The 18,452-nt window shown below is 48.3% G+C and carries 20 protein-coding genes; 5 read left to right on the forward strand and 15 right to left on the reverse strand.

The window, feature by feature from the left end:
• Window positions 1-55: 55 nt before the first annotated feature.
• Window positions 56-1,516: a tetratricopeptide repeat protein gene (locus MHB78_RS21135; RefSeq protein ID WP_046131822.1), complete on the reverse strand. Its 1,461-nt coding sequence runs from the start codon at window positions 1,514-1,516 to the stop codon at window positions 56-58.
• A gap of 243 nt (window positions 1,517-1,759) precedes the next feature.
• Here MHB78_RS21135 and MHB78_RS21140 point away from each other — a divergent pair.
• A protein-coding gene (locus tag MHB78_RS21140) for an IS3 family transposase (RefSeq protein ID WP_231947364.1) occupies window positions 1,760-3,315 on the forward strand; the annotation gives its coding sequence in 2 pieces (ribosomal slippage) (window positions 1,760-2,417 and window positions 2,417-3,315; 1,557 coding nt in all).
• A gap of 75 nt (window positions 3,316-3,390) precedes the next feature.
• On the opposite strand, the gene hisIE is transcribed toward MHB78_RS21140, so the two are convergent.
• Genes hisIE through MHB78_RS21180 form a run of 8 tightly spaced genes read right to left on the reverse strand, consistent with a single transcriptional unit; the run spans window position 3,391 to window position 9,815 of the window.
• On the reverse strand, window positions 3,391-4,020 hold the full coding sequence (hisIE, locus tag MHB78_RS21145; RefSeq protein ID WP_046129498.1) for a bifunctional phosphoribosyl-AMP cyclohydrolase/phosphoribosyl-ATP diphosphatase HisIE: 630 nt from the start codon (window positions 4,018-4,020) through the stop codon (window positions 3,391-3,393).
• The gene (gene hisF / locus MHB78_RS21150; protein ID WP_046129497.1) at window positions 4,017-4,775 is read right to left on the reverse strand and encodes an imidazole glycerol phosphate synthase subunit HisF; all 759 of its coding nucleotides are present in this window, start codon (window positions 4,773-4,775) and stop codon (window positions 4,017-4,019) included. The genes hisIE and hisF overlap by 4 nt, the downstream gene beginning before the upstream one ends.
• A complete protein-coding gene (hisA, locus tag MHB78_RS21155) occupies window positions 4,772-5,509 on the reverse strand; it encodes a 1-(5-phosphoribosyl)-5-[(5-phosphoribosylamino)methylideneamino]imidazole-4-carboxamide isomerase (protein WP_046129496.1) in 738 nt (245 codons plus the stop codon). Before hisA ends, hisF begins: the two co-directional genes overlap by 4 nt.
• Window positions 5,506-6,144 carry an imidazole glycerol phosphate synthase subunit HisH gene (gene hisH, locus MHB78_RS21160; RefSeq protein WP_046129495.1) on the reverse strand — a complete coding sequence of 213 codons (639 nt, stop codon included), beginning with the start codon at window positions 6,142-6,144 and terminating at the stop codon, window positions 5,506-5,508. Before hisH ends, hisA begins: the two co-directional genes overlap by 4 nt.
• Window positions 6,145-6,729 carry an imidazoleglycerol-phosphate dehydratase HisB gene (gene hisB / locus MHB78_RS21165; RefSeq protein WP_046129494.1) on the reverse strand — a complete coding sequence of 195 codons (585 nt, stop codon included), beginning with the start codon at window positions 6,727-6,729 and terminating at the stop codon, window positions 6,145-6,147.
• Window positions 6,729-8,009 (reverse strand): histidinol dehydrogenase, encoded by a 1,281-nt coding sequence (hisD, locus tag MHB78_RS21170; RefSeq protein ID WP_046129493.1) that lies wholly within the window; start codon window positions 8,007-8,009, stop codon window positions 6,729-6,731. Before hisD ends, hisB begins: the two co-directional genes overlap by 1 nt.
• 5 nt (window positions 8,010-8,014) lie before the next feature.
• Window positions 8,015-8,647, reverse strand: a complete 633-nt coding sequence (gene hisG, locus MHB78_RS21175) for an ATP phosphoribosyltransferase (protein WP_046129492.1) — start codon at window positions 8,645-8,647, stop codon at window positions 8,015-8,017.
• Window positions 8,640-9,815 carry an ATP phosphoribosyltransferase regulatory subunit gene (locus MHB78_RS21180; protein ID WP_046129491.1) on the reverse strand — a complete coding sequence of 392 codons (1,176 nt, stop codon included), beginning with the start codon at window positions 9,813-9,815 and terminating at the stop codon, window positions 8,640-8,642. The genes hisG and MHB78_RS21180 overlap by 8 nt, the downstream gene beginning before the upstream one ends.
• 208 nt (window positions 9,816-10,023) lie before the next feature.
• On the opposite strand from MHB78_RS21180, the gene MHB78_RS21185 reads away from it, so the two are divergent.
• The gene (locus tag MHB78_RS21185; protein ID WP_046129490.1) at window positions 10,024-10,755 is read left to right on the forward strand and encodes a C39 family peptidase; all 732 of its coding nucleotides are present in this window, start codon (window positions 10,024-10,026) and stop codon (window positions 10,753-10,755) included.
• A 221-nt stretch (window positions 10,756-10,976) separates the two neighbouring features.
• Here the strand turns inward: MHB78_RS21185 and MHB78_RS21190 are convergent, their stop codons facing one another.
• Window positions 10,977-11,222 carry a hypothetical protein gene (locus MHB78_RS21190; protein ID WP_046129489.1) on the reverse strand — a complete coding sequence of 82 codons (246 nt, stop codon included), beginning with the start codon at window positions 11,220-11,222 and terminating at the stop codon, window positions 10,977-10,979.
• A gap of 258 nt (window positions 11,223-11,480) precedes the next feature.
• Between MHB78_RS21190 and MHB78_RS21195 the strand changes: the two genes are divergently transcribed.
• Window positions 11,481-12,146: a pectate lyase gene (locus MHB78_RS21195; protein ID WP_046129488.1), complete on the forward strand. Its 666-nt coding sequence runs from the start codon at window positions 11,481-11,483 to the stop codon at window positions 12,144-12,146.
• Between the two features lie 20 nt (window positions 12,147-12,166).
• On the opposite strand, the gene MHB78_RS21200 is transcribed toward MHB78_RS21195, so the two are convergent.
• The 5 genes from MHB78_RS21200 to hprK are packed head-to-tail and all read right to left on the reverse strand — an operon-like array spanning window position 12,167 to window position 16,048.
• Window positions 12,167-12,685: an acyltransferase gene (locus MHB78_RS21200; protein WP_046129487.1), complete on the reverse strand. Its 519-nt coding sequence runs from the start codon at window positions 12,683-12,685 to the stop codon at window positions 12,167-12,169.
• Entirely contained in the window at window positions 12,682-13,329 is a 648-nt protein-coding gene (ppaX, locus tag MHB78_RS21205) for a pyrophosphatase PpaX (protein WP_046129486.1), read from the reverse strand. The genes MHB78_RS21200 and ppaX overlap by 4 nt, the downstream gene beginning before the upstream one ends.
• Entirely contained in the window at window positions 13,326-14,267 is a 942-nt protein-coding gene (locus tag MHB78_RS21210) for a nucleoside recognition domain-containing protein (protein WP_046129485.1), read from the reverse strand. Before MHB78_RS21210 ends, ppaX begins: the two co-directional genes overlap by 4 nt.
• A gap of 24 nt (window positions 14,268-14,291) precedes the next feature.
• Window positions 14,292-15,104, reverse strand: a complete 813-nt coding sequence (lgt, locus tag MHB78_RS21215) for a prolipoprotein diacylglyceryl transferase (RefSeq protein ID WP_046129484.1) — start codon at window positions 15,102-15,104, stop codon at window positions 14,292-14,294.
• A gap of 11 nt (window positions 15,105-15,115) precedes the next feature.
• Window positions 15,116-16,048, reverse strand: a complete 933-nt coding sequence (hprK, locus tag MHB78_RS21220; RefSeq protein ID WP_046129483.1) for an HPr(Ser) kinase/phosphatase — start codon at window positions 16,046-16,048, stop codon at window positions 15,116-15,118.
• A gap of 196 nt (window positions 16,049-16,244) precedes the next feature.
• Between hprK and MHB78_RS21225 the strand changes: the two genes are divergently transcribed.
• Window positions 16,245-16,727, forward strand: coding sequence for a MarR family transcriptional regulator (locus tag MHB78_RS21225; RefSeq protein ID WP_046129482.1), 483 nt, complete (start codon window positions 16,245-16,247; stop codon window positions 16,725-16,727).
• A gap of 140 nt (window positions 16,728-16,867) precedes the next feature.
• Window positions 16,868-18,439 carry an MFS transporter gene (locus MHB78_RS21230; protein ID WP_046129481.1) on the forward strand — a complete coding sequence of 524 codons (1,572 nt, stop codon included), beginning with the start codon at window positions 16,868-16,870 and terminating at the stop codon, window positions 18,437-18,439.
• Window positions 18,440-18,452: the final 13 nt, after the last annotated feature.

Raw genomic sequence — 18,452 nt, forward strand, 5'->3', positions numbered from 1 at the left:
GCGCTATATTTTTGCTCAAAAAACAAAACAGGATGAACCAAGGTTCAGCCTGTTGTTAAAGATGTTCTTTTAATGTACGTTCGTATTTTGAAAGCGTTCCTGGCGAAATTCGGAAAAGCCTTGCCGTTTCGGCTTTCGTCAGACGCTCCTGATGCTCTGTTTTCCAAATGAAGTAGATGGCCGCGGCCAACCCGTCGGCGTTTTTCAGCTGAAGCCCGTAAGCCCTGATTTGCTGAATGACATGAAATATCCAAAAACACATCGCTTCCTGTTCGATCGCGGAACGGTCGGCTTCTTCGATCGCTTTCGCTGTTCTGTATGCGAGACGAGCGTCTTTTGAGGTGACGGCCGTCCCGTTTTCGCCGTACAGCACGAGCCTTACAAACTGATCTTCAAACGACGTTTTGGCCATTTTGGAATCGAGCACGGCTTTCAGCAGTTCTTTTTCCCCTTTTCTCCCGCTTAGGTAGTATGCGGCAAGGCGTTCCTCAAGCGGCCGCTGAACAGGGACTTTTTCGATCCGTTCTTTCCACGGCTCCATCCGTCCGGCAGAAGGATGCTCTTCCTGCATTTTTTTCCACACGGTCTGGGCAAACTGAGTGCGCCCGGTAAAATATGCGGAACAGGCAAGCCAGTAGTAAAAGGTTTCGTCTCCTTCAAATCCCATGCGATAAAGAGATTTGAGCCACTTAAACCCGAGGTCGTACCTGCCGACAAGCGAAAGCGTCGCTCCGAGCTTATACCTCTGCTCAAGCAGCATCGGATAAATATTGGACAGCTGCTGAGAAAGCGTTCTAACCTTTTCGTCTTTTCTTTCATAATGGTAGAAAATAAGAAGATTGCAAAGCGCATGCAGATTGCCGTGGCTCTTTTCCAAAATGTCATAAATCGTCGTCTTCGCTTTTTGGATATCGCCGGCGTAAAAATAGGCAAGCGCCAAGTTATTGTAAGCCGACCAAAATTCCGGATAATCGGCAATGATTTCTTCAAGTATCTTGATCGATTCCTGAAGCTCTCCGCTTTCCAACAGCGATTTCGCCTTGTCCTGCTTGAGGATTAAATCATCCTGGTCGTATTCCGAGTAGCCTGAATCATCTTCTCCCATATCCAATAAATCAAGGAGCTCCGCATTTTCCGCGCTGAACTCGCCGTTCGGATCTTCCTTTAAATAAGTTTCCGCCGCCTTGTAGGCTTCCTGGAAAAGTCCGAGATGAGCATAGTTGTTCGCTTTAAAATAGTAGCACTCGGTCATTTTTTCGTTTATATTTTTTAGAATGAAGTCCAATAGTTCATTTGATTGCTGGTAATAGCCCATCTCTGTATAAATGACGGCAAGCTGACTCAGCATGCCCGTATTTTCAGGTTCAAGAAAAATCGCCCTCTGTATGAGCTTGCTCGCGCGGGATAAATTTCGCTCTCTGTAAGCTTTGAGCCCTTTATGATAAAGATATTGCCCATCCTGAAAAAGCTGAACAATTCTCGCTTTTTTATGATCTTCAGAAGTGTACTTTCCCACAGATACCCTCCATTTCAAACTGTATACCGTGAGTAGTATAACATAGTTTCTCGTAGGCTTAACAGAGCAAAAACAAGGTTTCGAAAATTTTCTCTTCATTTTCCACTTTTGGCTTATCCATTCCTTACATTTATATTGGCTGATCGCTTATTTTTTAATAAAAAAACCCAAACTCATTGATATGCTCCCCTAAAGGTAGACAGATGAAATAAAAAAATCTGTTTGCCTTGGGGGAGTTTTTTCATGGCTGGAAAATGGTTTTCAAAAGAAGAAAAATTGAATATTCTATCAGAATGTGATCAGGGCAATAATTCGGTGAAGGAGATCGCAGAAAAATATGGCATTCATGCCGAAACGATTCGTGAATGGAGAACATCGCATGATATGGCGGGTGTGGAGAGTTTGGAACGTTCAAAGCGCCATAAGTTCTATCCCGCAGAATTAAAATACAATGCCGTGAAAGACTTCTTATCCGGACGCTACTCTCAAAGAGAAATCTCGAGAAAATATAAGATTTCCAGTAAATCCGTACTCATGAAGTGGGTTGAGCTTTATAATGGTCATAAAACGTTAAAAGACAGCGGGAGAGGAAGGAATCGTTTGATGACCAAACGGAAGAACGTTTCATTGGAAGAACGGATTGAGATTGCGAAGGATTGTCTAGCTCATGGAAAGGACTACGCCAGATCAATGGAGATTCATCAAGTCTCCTACCAACAGGTGTATCAATGGGTGAAAAAGTATCAAGAAGGCGGAGAAGAGGCCTTAAAAGACAACCGAGGGAAACGCAAAACCGAAGAAGAACTGACACCTGAAGAAAAAATTCAACGGGAAAACAAACGGCTGGAACAGGAAAATGAGCGTTTGCGCGCAGAGAATGCGTTCTTAAAAAAGTTGGAAGAGATCAAAAGGAGGCGGTTCTAAGTCAGGTTCGGTACGAAGATCGATATCTCGCCATTTTAGAGCTGAATCGAAAAGAAGGCTTTTCTGTCCAAATGTTATGTGAGATTGCCGAAGTTTCGCGCCAGGGGTATTACAAATGGAGGAGCCGAGTACCTTCAGCGAGAGAAAAACAGAATGAAAAGATTATCGCCAAAATGGCGCTACTTCACGAACAAATTGGCGGTATCTACGGATACCGCAGAATGACCTTAAACATGAACCGCCGCTTTAAAGAGCGCCTCAATCATAAGCGCATCTATCGGCTGATGAAAATTGCCAAGCTGGAGTGTGTCATTCGGCGGAAGAAAAAACGTTACGGCAAAGCGACGCCTCAACATGTGTCCGAAAATATCCTGAATCGAGAGTTTAAAGCGGACAAACCAAATCAAAAATGGGTGACTGATGTGACAGAGCTAAAATACGGCCATCGGAAAGCGTACCTCAGTGCCATTTTAGATCTTCATGAGGGAATGGTCGTGTCTTATGTGCTGGGGAAATCCAATAATAACGCCCTTGTGTTTAAAACCTTGAACCAAGCGCTTGAGGCAGCCCCAAACGCACGTCCTCTCCTTCACAGCGACAGAGGTTTTCAATACACGTCCCACCAGTTTAGAAGGATGATTGAAAACGCAAATATGACACAGAGTATGTCCCGCGTCGGCCGCTGTATTGATAACGGCCCCATTGAGTCGTTTTGGGGGAAATTAAAATGCGAGAAATACAGACGGAATTCGTACGAGACATTTGAGGCACTTCAAAGCGCAATTGATGAATATATCCACTTTTACAACCACGATCGTCTACAAGAAAAACTAAACGGCCTCAGCCCAGTGGAATACAGGGCTAAAGCCGTCTAGTGTGTTTTAGTTATTTCCACTGTCTACTTGACAGGGTGCAGATCACATGAAAGGTCTGGATTTTTTTATCGCGCGTTATTTGGATCCTTCGTGGCGTTTTTTCAGCACGCTCAATACGTCATCAAGCGGAAGGGCCTGCTCTCTTAAAAGGACGAACAAATGATAGAGGAGATCTGCTGCCTCCCATTTCAATTCTTCATGATCGCGGTTTTTCGAAGCAATGATCACCTCGGCGGCTTCTTCGCCGACTTTTTTCAGGATTTTATCAATGCCTTCCCGAAATAAATACGTCGTATAGGCGCCTTCGGGCATTTCAGCCTGCCGGCTGGCGATGACGGCTTCGAGCTCATTGATAATAGAGAAACGGCCGCCGCTTGCTTCCCTGCCGTCATTCAAGGATGAGAAGCAGCTGTAGCTTCCCGTATGACAGGCCGGGCCCTGCGGCTCGACAAGCACGACCAGAGCGTCGCGGTCGCAATCGAGGCGGATGTCTCTCACATGCTGAATATTGCCTGAAGTCTCGCCTTTATGCCACAGTTCTCCGCGGGAACGGCTGAAAAACCACGTTTCCTTTGTCTCGATCGTTTTTTCAAACGATTCTTTGTTCATATAGGCCAGTGTCAGCACTTCTTTGCTTGCTGCATCCTGGACGATCGCCGGGATTAAACCCGCTTCATTAAACTTCAATTCGTCTGCCTTTATCATCTTACATTCACCCCGCGCTCTTTTAGATAAGCTTTTACCTCTTTAACCGACGTTTCTTTGTAGTGGAAGATGGAGGCGGCGAGTGCTGCATCTGCTTTGCCTTCTTCAAACACGGCTCTCATATGCTCGGCGTTTCCGGCGCCGCCTGAGGCAATCACCGGAACCGGGACCGCTTCTGACACGAGCTTTGTCAGCTTGTGGTCAAATCCGTTCTTCTCCCCGTCGGAGTCCATGCTCGTCAGCAAAATCTCGCCCGCTCCCCGCTGAACGGCTTCCTTCGCCCATGACACTGCGTCACGATCCGTCTTTTTCCGGCCGCCGTGTGTGTAAACGAAATATTCGTCTTCAGCTTCATCGTATTTGGCGTCAATGGCGACGACGATGCATTGGGAACCGAAAAAGCCGGCGCCTTCGGCAATCAGCTCGGGGCGAAGGACAGCGGCCGTATTGACGGAAACTTTGTCCGCACCCGCTCTTAAAATCGTCTTCATGTCTTCCAGACGGTTGATACCGCCGCCGACGGTGAAGGGAATCGCAAGCTTTGCCGCCACTCTTTCCACAACGTCGACCATCGTTTTTCTTCCTTCATGCGATGCGGAAATATCGAGAAAGACGAGTTCATCTGCGCCTTCTTTGTCGTACACCTCTGCAAGTTCTACCGGATCGCCGGCGTCCTTCAGTTCAAGAAACTGGATCCCTTTGACGACACGGCCGTCCTTTACATCCAAACACGGTATAATGCGTTTTGTAATCACCTGGTCCCCACCCTTTCAAGCGCTTCAGGCACGGTGAATTGATTCGTGTATAAAGCTTTGCCGACGATTGCGCCGCTGACGCCTTCAGAGCCATGAGCCGCCAAAGCTTCCAAATCGCTAAGAGAGCTGACGCCGCCTGAGGCAATAACCTGTTTTCCGGTAGCTCCGGCAAGCTCTACCGTACTGTCAATGTTCGGTCCGGACAGCATTCCGTCTGTCGCAATATCGGTGAAAATAAAAACCTCCGCGCCTTCCGCGGCCAGCTTTCTGCCAAGCTCCACCGCCGTCACGGATGACGTTTCGAGCCAGCCTTCCGTCGAGACAAAACCGTCTCTTGCGTCAAGTCCAATTGCAATATGATGCTGGTACGTCTTCAGCATCTTTTTGACAAACGCCGGATCAGACACGGCCGAGCTACCTAAAATCACTCTTTCTACGCCATTTGAGAGATAGTCATCAACGTCTTTTTCGGTCCTGATGCCCCCGCCGACCTGCACTTTGACATTCAATCGATCCGCGATGGCTTTCACATGAACATCGTTGACTGTTTTGCCTTCTCTCGCGCCATCCAAATCGACGAGGTGGATCCATTCGGCCCCCTGATCTGCAAACAATGCCGCCATCTCAAGCGGGGAATCCCCGTATACCGTTTCCCTTGCATAGTCTCCCTGCACAAGCCTGACGCATTTTCCATTTCTCATATCGATGGCCGGATATATTGTAAACCCGCTCATGCTGTCACCTTCTGTTCTTCTGTCAATTGTTTGAATCGTTTTAAAATCGACATTCCGACGGTGCTGCTTTTTTCAGGGTGGAACTGGGCCCCGTATACATGATCAAGCCCGACGACGGCCGGTACGCGCACGCCGTAATCAGCGCTTGCCAAGAGAGCTTCCTCATCCATCCCGCTGACATAATAGGAATGGACAAAATAAGCGTAGCCTTCGTCAGCCTTCGTCAAAAGCGGTGAATCGCGGTGAATCGCGAGGCGGTTCCAGCCCATGTGCGGTACCTTTAAGCGGTTTCCCGCTTCATCTCGGGCTTCAAGCTTGACGGCCTTCCCTTTTAAAAGACCGAGTCCGCCGGTAATGCCCCGTTCTTCGCTTTCCTCGAACAACAGCTGCATGCCGAGGCAAATCCCGAGAAGAGGCTTCCCTTCACCGACCGCATCCCGTATAAAGGTCTTTAAATCCGTTTTGTTTAAAATCTCCATCGCATCGCGAAACGCGCCGACTCCCGGCAGGATGTAGCTGTCCGCTTTCTGCAGCTCGCTGATCCGCTCTGATACAATATAATCCGCTCCGATCCGCTCCAATGCTTTTGATACGCTGTACAGGTTCCCCATTCCATAGTCAATGACACCGATCATTTACAGCATTCCTTTCGTTGATGGAATTCCTTTCACGCGAGGGTCAATCATCGTGGCTTCGTCAAGCGCGCGGCCAAGCGCTTTAAAAATCGCCTCAATGATGTGATGCGTATTCGTCCCGTAGTGGACGATGACGTGAAGATTCATGCGCGCTTCCAGGGCGAGCTTCCATAAAAATTCGTGGACGAGCTCAGTATCAAATGTTCCGACTTTCCGGCTCGGAAGCTGCGCCCTGAACTCAAGATGCGGCCTGTTGCTCAAATCGACCGCTACCTGGGCGAGCGCTTCGTCCATCGGCACAAGGCTTGATCCGTAGCGTTTAATGCCTTTTTTATCGCCGAGCGCTTCCAAAAGCGCCTGCCCGAGACAAATGCCGATATCTTCTGTCGTATGATGGTCATCGATGTCCACATCGCCTTCGGCCTTGACGGAAAGGTCGAACTGGCCGTGCTTTGTAAATAAGTCGAGCATGTGCGTCATAAACGGCACAGCTGTTTGAATATCCGCTTCTCCTTGGCCGTCAATATTGAAAGACAGCTTAATATCCGTTTCATTCGTTTTTCTTGCCCGTTCGGCTTTTCTCATCAGTCTTCCTCCCCGTTTCTTGATTCGATGGCTCTAGCATGTGCTTCAAGCCCTTCCATTCTGGCAAAAGCGGCTATCCTTTCAGCGTTTTCGCGGAAAGCTTCCTTGCTGTATGAGATGATGCTAGATCGTTTTTGAAAGTCTTCGACGCTGAGCGGGCTTGAAAATCTCGCCGTTCCGTTGGTAGGCAGCACGTGATTCGGACCTGCAAAATAATCCCCGACAGGCTCAGAACTGTAGCGCCCCAAGAAAATCGCGCCGGCGTGCTTGATTTTTCCAAGCAGCGCCTCAGGATTTTCCGTTACGATTTCAAGGTGCTCCGGAGCAAGCTCGTTAACGGCAGTGACGGCGTCATCAATGGTTTCTGCTACATAAATACAGCCGTGATCTTCAATGGACTGCCGGGCAATGTCTTTTCTCGGCAGCTCTTCAAGCTGGCGGTTCACTTCTTTCTGAACGGCTTCAGCGAGTGAATGGGAATCGGTGACCAGAACGCTTGACGCCATCGCATCATGTTCAGCCTGCGAAAGCAGGTCTGCGGCGATTTCACGCGGGTTTGCCGTCTGATCGGCAAGAACGGCGATTTCGCTCGGCCCTGCAATCATGTCGATGTCAACCTGGCCGAATACCTCGCGTTTCGCCAAGGCGACATAAATATTGCCGGGCCCCGTGATTTTATCGACAGGGTATATCGTTTCCGTTCCGTGGGCCAGAGCCGCTATCGCCTGAGCCCCTCCGATTTTGTACATTTCTTTTATGCCGAGCTCAGCCGCCGCGACGAGAACCCCCGGAGACAGCTTCCCGTCCTTTCCCGGCGGAGATGCAAGCACAATCCGGCCGACGCCCGCAACAATTGCAGGAATGACATTCATCAGAACCGATGACGGGTAAGCCGCGGTTCCTCCGGGAACGTAAACGCCAGCCGAATCAAGCGGCGTGATTTTTTGCCCGAGCATCGTTCCGTCTTCTCTGTGGTAAAACCAGGAAGATGCCAGCTGCCGTTCATGATATTCTTTTATATTGGAAATCGCCGCTTTCAGCGTATCCACATCTTCCTGTTTCAGCATGCTGTAGGCTTCCTTGATTTCCTGTTCGGAAACGCGCGGATCGGATACAACGGCTCCGTCAAACCGCTTCGTAAAATCGGCAACAGCCGCATCCCCGCGTTTGATCACCTCGTCAATGATCGTGCGTACAGCTTTTCTTTGTTCTTCCGTTCCGGCGCTGATCGACCTTTTCAGCGAAACAGCGGTATTCCCGCCGATGGATTTGATCTTCATATTATCTATTCCCCTTCCACGATAAGCGCAAGCCTTGAAGCCATTTCATCGATGACATCGTCTTTCATCCGGTAGCTCACGGGATTCACGATAAACCGTGACGTAATGTCGCAAATTTTCTCGGTTTCCACAAGGCCGTTTTCCAAGAGCGTTTGTCCGGTTGACACAATATCTACGATCCGGTCGGCGAGACCGATGAGCGGGGCAAGCTCGATCGACCCGTTCAGCTTAATGATTTCGACCTGCTCTCCCTGTTCCCTGAAATAGCTTGACGCGACATTCGGATATTTCGTCGCCACTCTCGGTGCAACACCGCCTGCAGCAGCCTGCGGCAGACCGGCTACTGCCAGGCGGCATTTGCTGATCTTCAAATCGAGAACCTCGTAGACATCACGCTCTTCTTCAAGCATGACGTCTTTGCCAGCGATTCCGGCATCCGCCACTCCATGCTCCACATATGTTGTGACATCCATCGGTTTAGCCAGGATAAATCGAAGGCTTTCTTCCGGTACATCGATAATCAATTTTCTTGAATCTTCGAATTCTTCGGGAAGCTGATAGCCGGCTTTTCGGAGCAGTCCGGCGGCTTCATCAAAAATCCGTCCTTTCGGCATTGCAATCGTCAATCGTTTACCCATGCTGCTCTTCCTTTCCGGAACCGATAAAATAGGTCACGTTTTGAAAAGATTTCGTCATTTGATCGATGTTTTCGATCCCGGCTAAATCTTGGAGAACGACTTTTTTGCCCCTCCGCCGTTCTTCCTCTGCGAATTGAATGGCCTCTATCCTTTGCTCCGTGCTGAAAATGACGATATCCATTTTTTCTTGTGCATCTTCCGCGTTCAAAGCTTCAAGCAGCCTGTCGATACGGATTCCGAAGCCCGTCGCCGGAGCCGGGGAGTCGAAGCGGCCGAGCAGCTGGTCATAGCGTCCTCCGTTCCCGATCGGAAAGCCGACGTTTTCAGCGTATATTTCAAATAAAATACCGGTATAGTAGCTCATATGACTGACCATGCTTAAGTCGAGCCTGACGTCTTCTGCGCATCCGTAATCGCCGAGTGTCTGCCAAAGAGCTTCAAGCTGTGTAATCGCACTCTTTCCTTGTTCGCAATCGATGATCGCTTTAGCCGAGCCGCACGTTTCAATACCGCCCCTCAGCTTCAGAAGCTCAAGCAGCCTGTTTTTATCGATTGACGATAAATTCAGCGATTTCACGTGTTCGCGGTAGCCGACGTAATTTTTTTCATATAAAAAGCGCCGCAGCACTTGAGCCCTTTCTTCATTTCCCAAAACGTCCATAAATAACGCATCTGCGATTCCGATATGGCCGATCGAAATTTTAAAAGACGTAAGCCCCGCGTTTTTAAGCGCACTAACGACAAGGGCAATCACCTCGGCATCGGCGCTTGATGATCCGTCTCCAATTAGCTCGACCCCGACCTGTTCAAATTCTGCGGGACGGCCGCCTTCGCGTTCCTGCGCTCTGAAAACGTTCGCCGCATACCCGACGCGGATCGGATGATGTTGTTTCAAAAGCTGTGAAGCCGCCACCCTTGCAATGGGCCCTGTCATATCAGGGCGCAGCACAAGCGTCTTCCCTTCCTGATCAAGCAGCTTAAAAAGCTGCTGTTCTAAAATAGCTGACTGCACGCCGACCGTCTCATAAAACTCGAGCGTCGGAGTTTCCACAAATCGGTATCCCCACAGGCCGATCACATCAAGAAGTGCAGAACGCACCCTTTTCTTCGTTTCATAGAGACCGGGCAGCGTGTCTCTCATGCCGTGAGGCTTTTCGAACATAAACATCTGACTTGCACCCCCGTATACGTTTGAAGAAAAATTCCGAATCCTTTAGTTCGCTAATATGATAATATGCTAACAGATGAAAGAGTCAAAATCAATAACAGACTGTCCCACTTTTGTTAAAATGATTTCTTTTATTTTAAGAATGCCTTGATGATATAATCGTATAAAGAACAAATTTTTATTCTCTAAAACAGGACGGGAGACTGATATGAAATTCATCAAAGCGCTATTTTCTATTTTTTTCTTAACAGCTTTTGCCTTAGCCATTTTCATACTGTTTTCCAAAGATATGATCGGCCCGTTAATTCACGAAAACAGCCAAGCGAAAACGGGGGGAGAAGAAGTCAAAAGCAAAGAAGCGGACAATACGCTGGACGTGCCGTTAATCAAACAAATGGATGCTCCGAAGCTTTATAACGGATGCGAAGTCGCCAGCCTGGCGATGATCTTAAACTACAGCGGATATGATGTGTCGAAAAATGAACTGGCTCAAAAAATCAATAGAGTGCCGCTCACCTATCAAAACGGCTTAAAAGGAAACCCTAACGACGGATTTGTCGGCGATATGGAAAACGGCCCTGGCCTAAGTGTCTACCACGGTCCGATTTACAAGCTGGCCGCTTCTTATGCGGGCACGAAAGCTATCGACCTGACGGGAAAAAAGCCGGCGGCCATCTATAAACAGCTCAACAAAGGAAGACCGGTCTGGGTCATTACCACCGTAAGATTTGCCCCGGTCAATGATATGCAAACGTGGAATACGCCGTCAGGCAAGGTTGATGTCACCTACAGCGTCCATAGCGTCGCGATTACCGGCTATAATGATAAATACGTTTATTTGAACGATCCTTACGGCTACAAAAACAGGAAAGTCGACAGAAGCAATTTTGAAAAGGCATGGAAACAAATGGGCAGCCAGGCGGTTGTCATCGCTTCATAACAAAGAGGCTGGAATGAATCATTCCGGCCTCTTTTTCATATTATTTGATTCCTTTTTGAACAGCCTGCCAAATGAACTCTGATTCATGACAATAAAGAATATACAGAAACGCCGACGGGGATCTTCATGTTTCTAAGACGACATGCTGCTGATGATTCTGATCCGTATAGGGAAACGTCATCGAAGCTGTCTGTTGATCGTATGACGGACTTGCTTTTGCCTCATTGAATTTCATCCCGCTGCTTCATTGCATTTTGATCCGGATTTGTTACATCCCAATCGTATCCGCAAGAAGGGATTCCCATGATTTCCTTATCAGCGCTTATTTCTTGAACGGCAATCCTGAGGGAGCCTTTCACCCAGCCCATGCTTGGAACAGATCCCGGCTTGCTCCAGCTGCCATGCATACCCACAAACTCTTTTTCATCGTCATACCCCAAAACTTTTTCTATTGATTCTTTGATCACGTTCGAAAATAGCTCTATTTTCACTGGCTAAATAATTAAAAATGAATATACCGATTTTTAATCCGTTTTTAATTTACCGTATTTTCTAAATTTCCAATTTATTTATTTACAATCGTTGAATCTCCTTTTATGATAATACGGAAGTTGAATACCTCCCTTTCATTGCAAAAGAACCAGAACGAAAATGGCAGGCGGAGACAAAGGCGGGAGACATGGCTTTATATCAGCCAATACTAAATCTTTAGGAGGGTTTCGGTTATGAAAAAATTAGCAGGTTTGGTCGTGCTGTCTGGCTTGGTTGCCGGTTTGAGTGGACAGGCTTTTCCTGAAAAAGCCTCTGCCGCAGAGATCGTCCATCAAACGATTGTCGTTGAAAAAGGGAAGACTTATGATGGAAAAGGACAGCGTTTTACGGCTGGTCCGGAGCTTGGCGACGGCAGTCAGAAAGAAGGCCAAAAACCGATTTTCAAGGTGGAGAATGGGGCGACGCTGAAAAATGTCGTGCTTGGCGCACCGGCTGCTGATGGCGTTCACACTTATGGAAACGCTTCTATCAGCAATGTCGTTTGGGAGGATGTCGGTGAGGACGCCCTGACCGTGAAACAAGAAGGGAATGTCACCATCAACGGAGGATCTGCGCGTCTGGCCTCAGATAAGATTTTTCAAATCAACAAAGCGGGCACCTTTGCGGTGAAAAACTTCACAGCTGATCAAGGCGGCAAGTTCATCCGTCAGCTCGGCGGTTCAACCTTTAAAACTTCCGTCATAATTGACAACTGCACCATCACCAACATGAAGGAAGCCATTTTCAGAACGGACAGCTCAACAAGCACTGTCACGATGACAAACACAAGATACTCGAATGTCGGCAAAAAATGGATCGGAGTAAAACATGTTACGGAAAAAAACAATCAGGAATTCTAGCCATGAAAAACCCCCTCTGTTTACTCAGCGGGGGGTTCCATCCGTTTCTCCATTTCTTCTTTTGTATAAATGAGCCGCATCGGATTGCCGCCGACAAAAGCGCCCGGCGGGACGTCCTTATGGACGAGCGTTCCGGCGGATACGACGGCGCCGTCTCCGATGGTCACGCCGGGAAGGATCGTCGAATTGGCCCCGATCATCACTTCGTCGCCGATTGTGACCTCGCCGAGACGGTATTCTTTAATTAAATACTCATGGGCTAAAATCGTTGTATTGTAGCCGATCACGGTATTGCGGCCGACGGAAATTTTTTCGGGAAACATCACATCAAGCATAACCATCAAGGCAAATGAGCTTTGCTCTCCGATCTTCATCCGCAAAAACGTTCTGTACATCCAGTTTTTCATCCCGAGAAACGGTGTATAGCGGGCCGTCTGAATGACGATGAAGTTTTTGACCACTTTGAAAAACGGAACCGTTTGATAGACATGCCATAAGGAGTTGGCTCCTGACACCGGATAGCGCTTCGTGTTTCTCAAGCCGGTTCCACTCCGAGGATCGCAAGGAGATCGCTCATTTTGCCGAGCATATAGTCGGGCTGATGCTTGGCAAGGCTTGCTTCCCCTTTAATCGTCCAGGCGACGCCCGCCGTTTTTGTGCCCGCATGTTTCCCGGCTAAAATATCGTGGTAATTGTCGCCGACCATGATCGCTTCTTCAGGGCGGCTTTCGAGCTTGGAAAGCGCAAGCAGAACAGGCTCCGGATCAGGTTTGGCGCGCGTGACGTCGTCAAGCGTTACAACCGTCTCGAAGAATCGGTCAAGCCCTGTCAGCTTGAGGCCCATGTTGACGGTATCGCGCAGTTTTGTCGTCACGATTCCGAGCTTATACCCTTCTTCGGCCAAGCGGTCGAGCGTTTCGTAAACCGTATCATATTCCGTTACGAGCTGATCGTGCATTTTATGATTGAACTCTCGGTACATGCTGATCATTTCTTCCGCCTTATCTTTATGTATGCCGCTGAAGGTTTCGTAAAGGGACGGACCGATGAACGCAAGCACATCCTCCCTTTGATAACGCCCTGGGGCATAATGTTCAAGCGTATGCAAAAAAGATGCAATGATCAGCTCATTTGTATTGATGAGCGTTCCATCCAAATCAAACAGAACAGTATTTATTTTCATATAAAGCTTCCTTTCTCTTGAACGGAATAGTCCGGCTTCCTCCAGAGGCGAGAAATCGCGATCGTCAGGAGGACCGCGGTGGCAAGCCTGATCACAAGAAGCGGCCAGACCGGAATGCCGAGCGGGATAAATACCAATGTATCTTCAACGACGGCATGGCAGGCGACGAGAAAAATGAACGCGAGCGTCACATCACTGTTGCTGACGCCGTCTTCTTCGACAGCTTTGATCATGACCCCGGCTCCGTATGCGAGCCCGATCACGAGTCCTGCAACCATTGTCATCGATGTATTTTCTTTCATCCCGAGCATTCTCGTTACCGGTGCAAACCACTTTGAGAAAACGTTCAGCCAGCCGAGGTCTCTCATATATTGAATGACGATCATCAGCGGGATGACGATCGCGGCAAGCTGAAGGATTCCCAGACCGGCTTTTGTGAAGGCTTCAAGCGCAATGTCAAACCAGCCCGTCGGAGCCGCGCCTTTTGCAGAAATCAAACCGTATTTTGCAGCCTCTCCTCCGCCGTGCCACAAGAGGTTGATAAAGATGGCTGAAAAGGCGGCAAGGCCGATGCGGACAAGCAAAATGAGCCATATTTTGATTCCGACCCTTGAAGCGACCGTCGACTCGATAATCAGGTTATGGCAAAATGACAGCATGACCGCCAGAATAAACACTTCCTTAACAGACAAATCGAGCGTTAATATTCCTGCAATCCCGGCATACAGGTTGAGCATGTTGCCTAACACGAGCGGTATCGCCGCTTCCCCCGAAAGACCGAAAACTCCCATCGCCGGCGTGATGATCTTGATCAGCCAGCCCATCACCGGGGTATGCTGGAGCAGGCTGACGATCAGCGTAACCGGAAAAATCACTTTTCCGAGCGTCCACGTCGTTTTCAGCCCCGCTTTCGCCCCGGCCTTTAAGGTTCCCTTCATTGCTGTCTCCCCTTTACATGCAGTCTACATCTCTTGATATCGTTTAATTTGATCGCCTTTAAACCGTCTGTACAGAATGAGCGCGACCGCGCAAACGATCAGAACAATCGAAATGACTTGGGCGATTCTGAGCGATTGCGTCAGCATCAGGCTGTCCGTGCGCAGGCCTTCGATATAGCAGCGTCCGATCGAATACCAGATGATATAGAGTAAAAACAGCTCGCCCCTTTTTAAATTCGCTTTTCTCAAAAGAAGTAAAATGATGACTCCCGTAAAGCTCCATAATGATTCGTATAAAAAAGTAGGCTGATAATATTGCCCGTTAATATACATTTGGTTGATGATGAAATCAGGCAAGTGCAGATTTTCCAAAAACGCCCTTGATACGGCGTCACCGTGCGCTTCCTGGTTCATAAAGTTTCCCCAGCGGCCGACCGCCTGGCCTAAAAGGATGCTCGGCGCCGCAATATCGGCGAGTTTCCAAAAGGAAATGCCCTTTACCTTTGAATAGACGATCCCCGTCAGCACGGCTCCGATAAGGCCGCCGTGGATCGCCAGGCCGCCGTTCCATATTTGAACGATCTGATCGGGATGTTTGCTGTAATAGTCCCATTGAAAAATGACATAGTACGTTCTCGCGCAAATAATCGCAATCGGTATCGCAAAAAGAACGAGGTCCACAAAAGTGTCTTTATGAAGCCCCCTTCGTTCGCCTTCCCTGACCGCCAGCCACAATCCGAGCAGCGCTCCGCAGCCGATAATGATCCCGTACCAGTGGACGGCAATCGGGCCTAAGTGAAAGGCAATCGGATTTAAAGGTTCAATCGTTTCATTCATATTGTCAACTCCTATTCTTCAAGCTCACCGTCTTCGATCACGTCCGCAAGCTTATTGGTGAATTGCTCAGCAGCGTTCAGGCCCATTCGCTTCAACCTGAAGTTCATGGCAGCCACTTCGATAATAACGGCGAGGTTTCGCCCCGGACGGACCGGAATGGTCAGCTTTGGAATTTCGGTATCAATGATTCTCATTTTTTCTTCATCAAGCCCTAAACGGTCATACTGTTTTCCCTGCTCCCAAAGCTCAAGGCTCATCACAAGGGTAATCCGTTTAAAACTCCTGACGGCTCCCGCGCCGAAAAGCGTCATTACGTTGATGATGCCGAGGCCTCTGATCTCAAGGAGATGCTCAATTAATTCAGGCGCACTCCCGATCAGCGTGTCCTGATCTTCCTGCCTGATTTCCACGCAGTCGTCGGCTACAAGACGATGGCCTCTTTTGACAAGCTCCAATGCAGTTTCGCTTTTTCCGACCCCGCTCTTTCCAATAATCAACACACCTACACCGTACACATCGACGAGCACGCCGTGGATCGCCGTCGTCGGCGCGAGCTGGCTTTCGAGGAAATTCGTCAGACGGCTTGACAGACGCGTCGTCTTCAACGGCGAACGCAGTACAGGGACGCCGTTTTGTTCAGAAGCTTCGATCAGTTCCGGGGGAATCGGCAAATCCCGCGAAAGGATGATCGCCGGCGTAATCTCAGTACACAAAGAAAGCATCCGCTGTTTTTTTTCTTCCTCAGGGAGTTTCTCAAAAAAGGTAATTTCCGTTTTCCCAAGCAGCTGGACCCGTTCTTTCGGATAATATGTAAAATATCCCGCCATTTCAAGACCCGGCCTTGACAAATCACTCATCGTAATCGGACGGTTGATTCCTTCTTCTCCGCTGATCAGTTCCAGCTTAAATTTATCCATCACATCTTTTGTTCGAACTTTCGGCACGATTGATGCACCCTCCTCTTCTCAGGTGAAGAAAAACTAGACATTCAGCTTTATTCTATCACTTTCAAAATAAACCTAAAACAATTTTTGATAAAGCTTCATGACGATTCCCCAGAGCTACCCGGCGAAAGACTTTCTTTCATCCCGAAAAATCAGTAGTATGAAGAGAGGAACGTTTAAAGGAAGTGAACAGAGCGTGGAATACAACATTCACGATACAACCGTGCTGAACGAGGACATCCTTTCTCCCGAGGAAAAGGAAACATGGGTTCTTTATATGAAAGTGCTGACAGCGGCTGGACTCGGGGATGTCTCTGAATGGATGAAGCTTGATATCAGTATGCCGCAAATGAAAGTATTAATGCTTTTGAACAACCACGGAAAACTGAAAGTCTCGGAGATCGCCGAAAAAATGGGCGCCTCCCTGCCTAATATGACCGGGCTTATCGGCCGTCTTGAACAGGCCGATTTTATAAAAAGAACGCATTCTGAGACAGATCGAAGAACGATCGTCGTCGAATTGACGGAGAGAGCAAAAGGTATTTTCCGAGGCTTGTATAAAAAAGGGCATGGGAATCTGAAGAAAGCCCTCGAAATGATGAATGAAGAAGAAAAGAAAAAAGTGAATGAAGGGCTCAGCATCCTTGAAAAAGCGCTGAAATCAAATGAATCAGACTAATAAAGCCGCGGCCGGTACAAGCGCGGCTTTTTTTGATGAAAAATTTCTTTTGACAAAACAAGGATTTTGAAGGATGATGAAAATAGTTCACTTAAAGTGAATTATTAGTTTGGAGTTAATGATATAAGGGGGGAATCATGATGCCAGCCACTCTTCCGGTAGACGAACCGAACCAGAAATGGGCAATTGTTCTGTTTACGGTCGGCGTGTTTATGGCAGCCTTGGACAATGGGATTATTTCAGCAGCACTTACGACCATCAATGAGTCTTTTCAAGTGTCCCCTTCGTGGGGAGCATGGGGAATTACGCTTTATACACTAGGCTTGTCCGTCAGTGTTCCGATTGTCGGAAAGCTGTCAGACCGTTACGGAAGAAAAAAACTGTTTATTGCAGAGGTCACGCTTTTTGGCATAGGGTCTTTATTGGTTGCCATCAGCCAAAACTTTCCGGTGTTTTTAGCGGCGCGTCTCATTCAATCGCTTGGCGGGGGCGGCATTTTCATCATCGGAAGCTCCCATGTTCTCACGGCGCTCCCGAAAGAAAAACAGGGGACTACGCTTGGACTGTTAGGTGCGATGAACGGGATCGCCGCTGTGCTCGGTCCGAATATCGGCAGCTTCATTCTTGATATCGCCGGAAGCTGGCATTGGCTGTTTTTGATTAATTTGCCGATTGCCGCCGGACTCGTCCTGTTGAGCTTTCCGTTTATCGGCGAAACAAAAGCGGATCAAATCAAGCCTCTCGATCTGACGGGAACCGTCATTTTATCTTTGGCCATTTTGTCTGTTATGTACGGCATAACAAATCTTAATGGCCAAGATGTATTGACCGGCCTGGCCGATCCAAGCGTTTTCTTTTTTGCCGCGGCCGGCCTCGTTTTGTTTGCGGGACTGTTTTTTTATGAAAAACGGGTCGAGCAAAAAGGCGGAGATCCGATCCTCGCCTGCAGCTTATTGAAAAACAAAGTGTTTCAATGGACGCTTTTTATCGGTTTCTTATCCGGGGGGCTGTTGGCTGCCGTCATTTTTATTCCTTCATATGCGGAGCAGTATTTGCATGTCGCCCCGGAAAAAGCAGGCTACTGGATGACACCGCTTGCGCTTGCTTCAGGCGCAGGAGCGGGACTCGGCGGAATGATGGCTGACAAAAAAGGGCCGGTCAAAACAACTTTGCTCTCAGGAGCCGTTTCATTTTTGGGCTTTTTGCTGTTGTCGGTCTGGGTGACGGAAAAATGGGAATTTGTTTTAGCGAGCGTGATTGCCGGGATCGGTTTTGGCTTTCTGTTGGGCGCGCCTTTAAATATGCTCGTATCAGAGTCCGCAAGACAGCATTACGGAACCGCGCTCGGAACATTGTCGCTCGTCAGGCAAATGGGACTGACACTGGCGCCCGCGATTTATGCCGGATTTATTACGGCCGGCTACGAAAATATCGCCGGCCGTATCACCGAAAAACTAAAGGACAGCGGCATTTCCGCGAATTCATTTGCAGGAGGCGAAACAAATGCGCTGCAGCTGAAAGAAAAGCTCAGCCAAATTCCGGATCCTAATATAAAACAAATCATTACAGATGCGATTCAAGAGAGCATTGGTACGGGATTTGGAAAACTTTACTTAGCCGCTGCCATCATCTCCATTATTGTAATTGGCGCGATCACCATATTATCGGTCTATAGAAACAAACAGGCCCCCATCCGCGGCATGAAAAAATAAAAAACACCTGCCT

The organism is Bacillus sp. FSL K6-0138 (assembly GCF_037982765.1).
GTDB lineage: Bacteria > Bacillota > Bacilli > Bacillales > Bacillaceae > Bacillus > Bacillus glycinifermentans.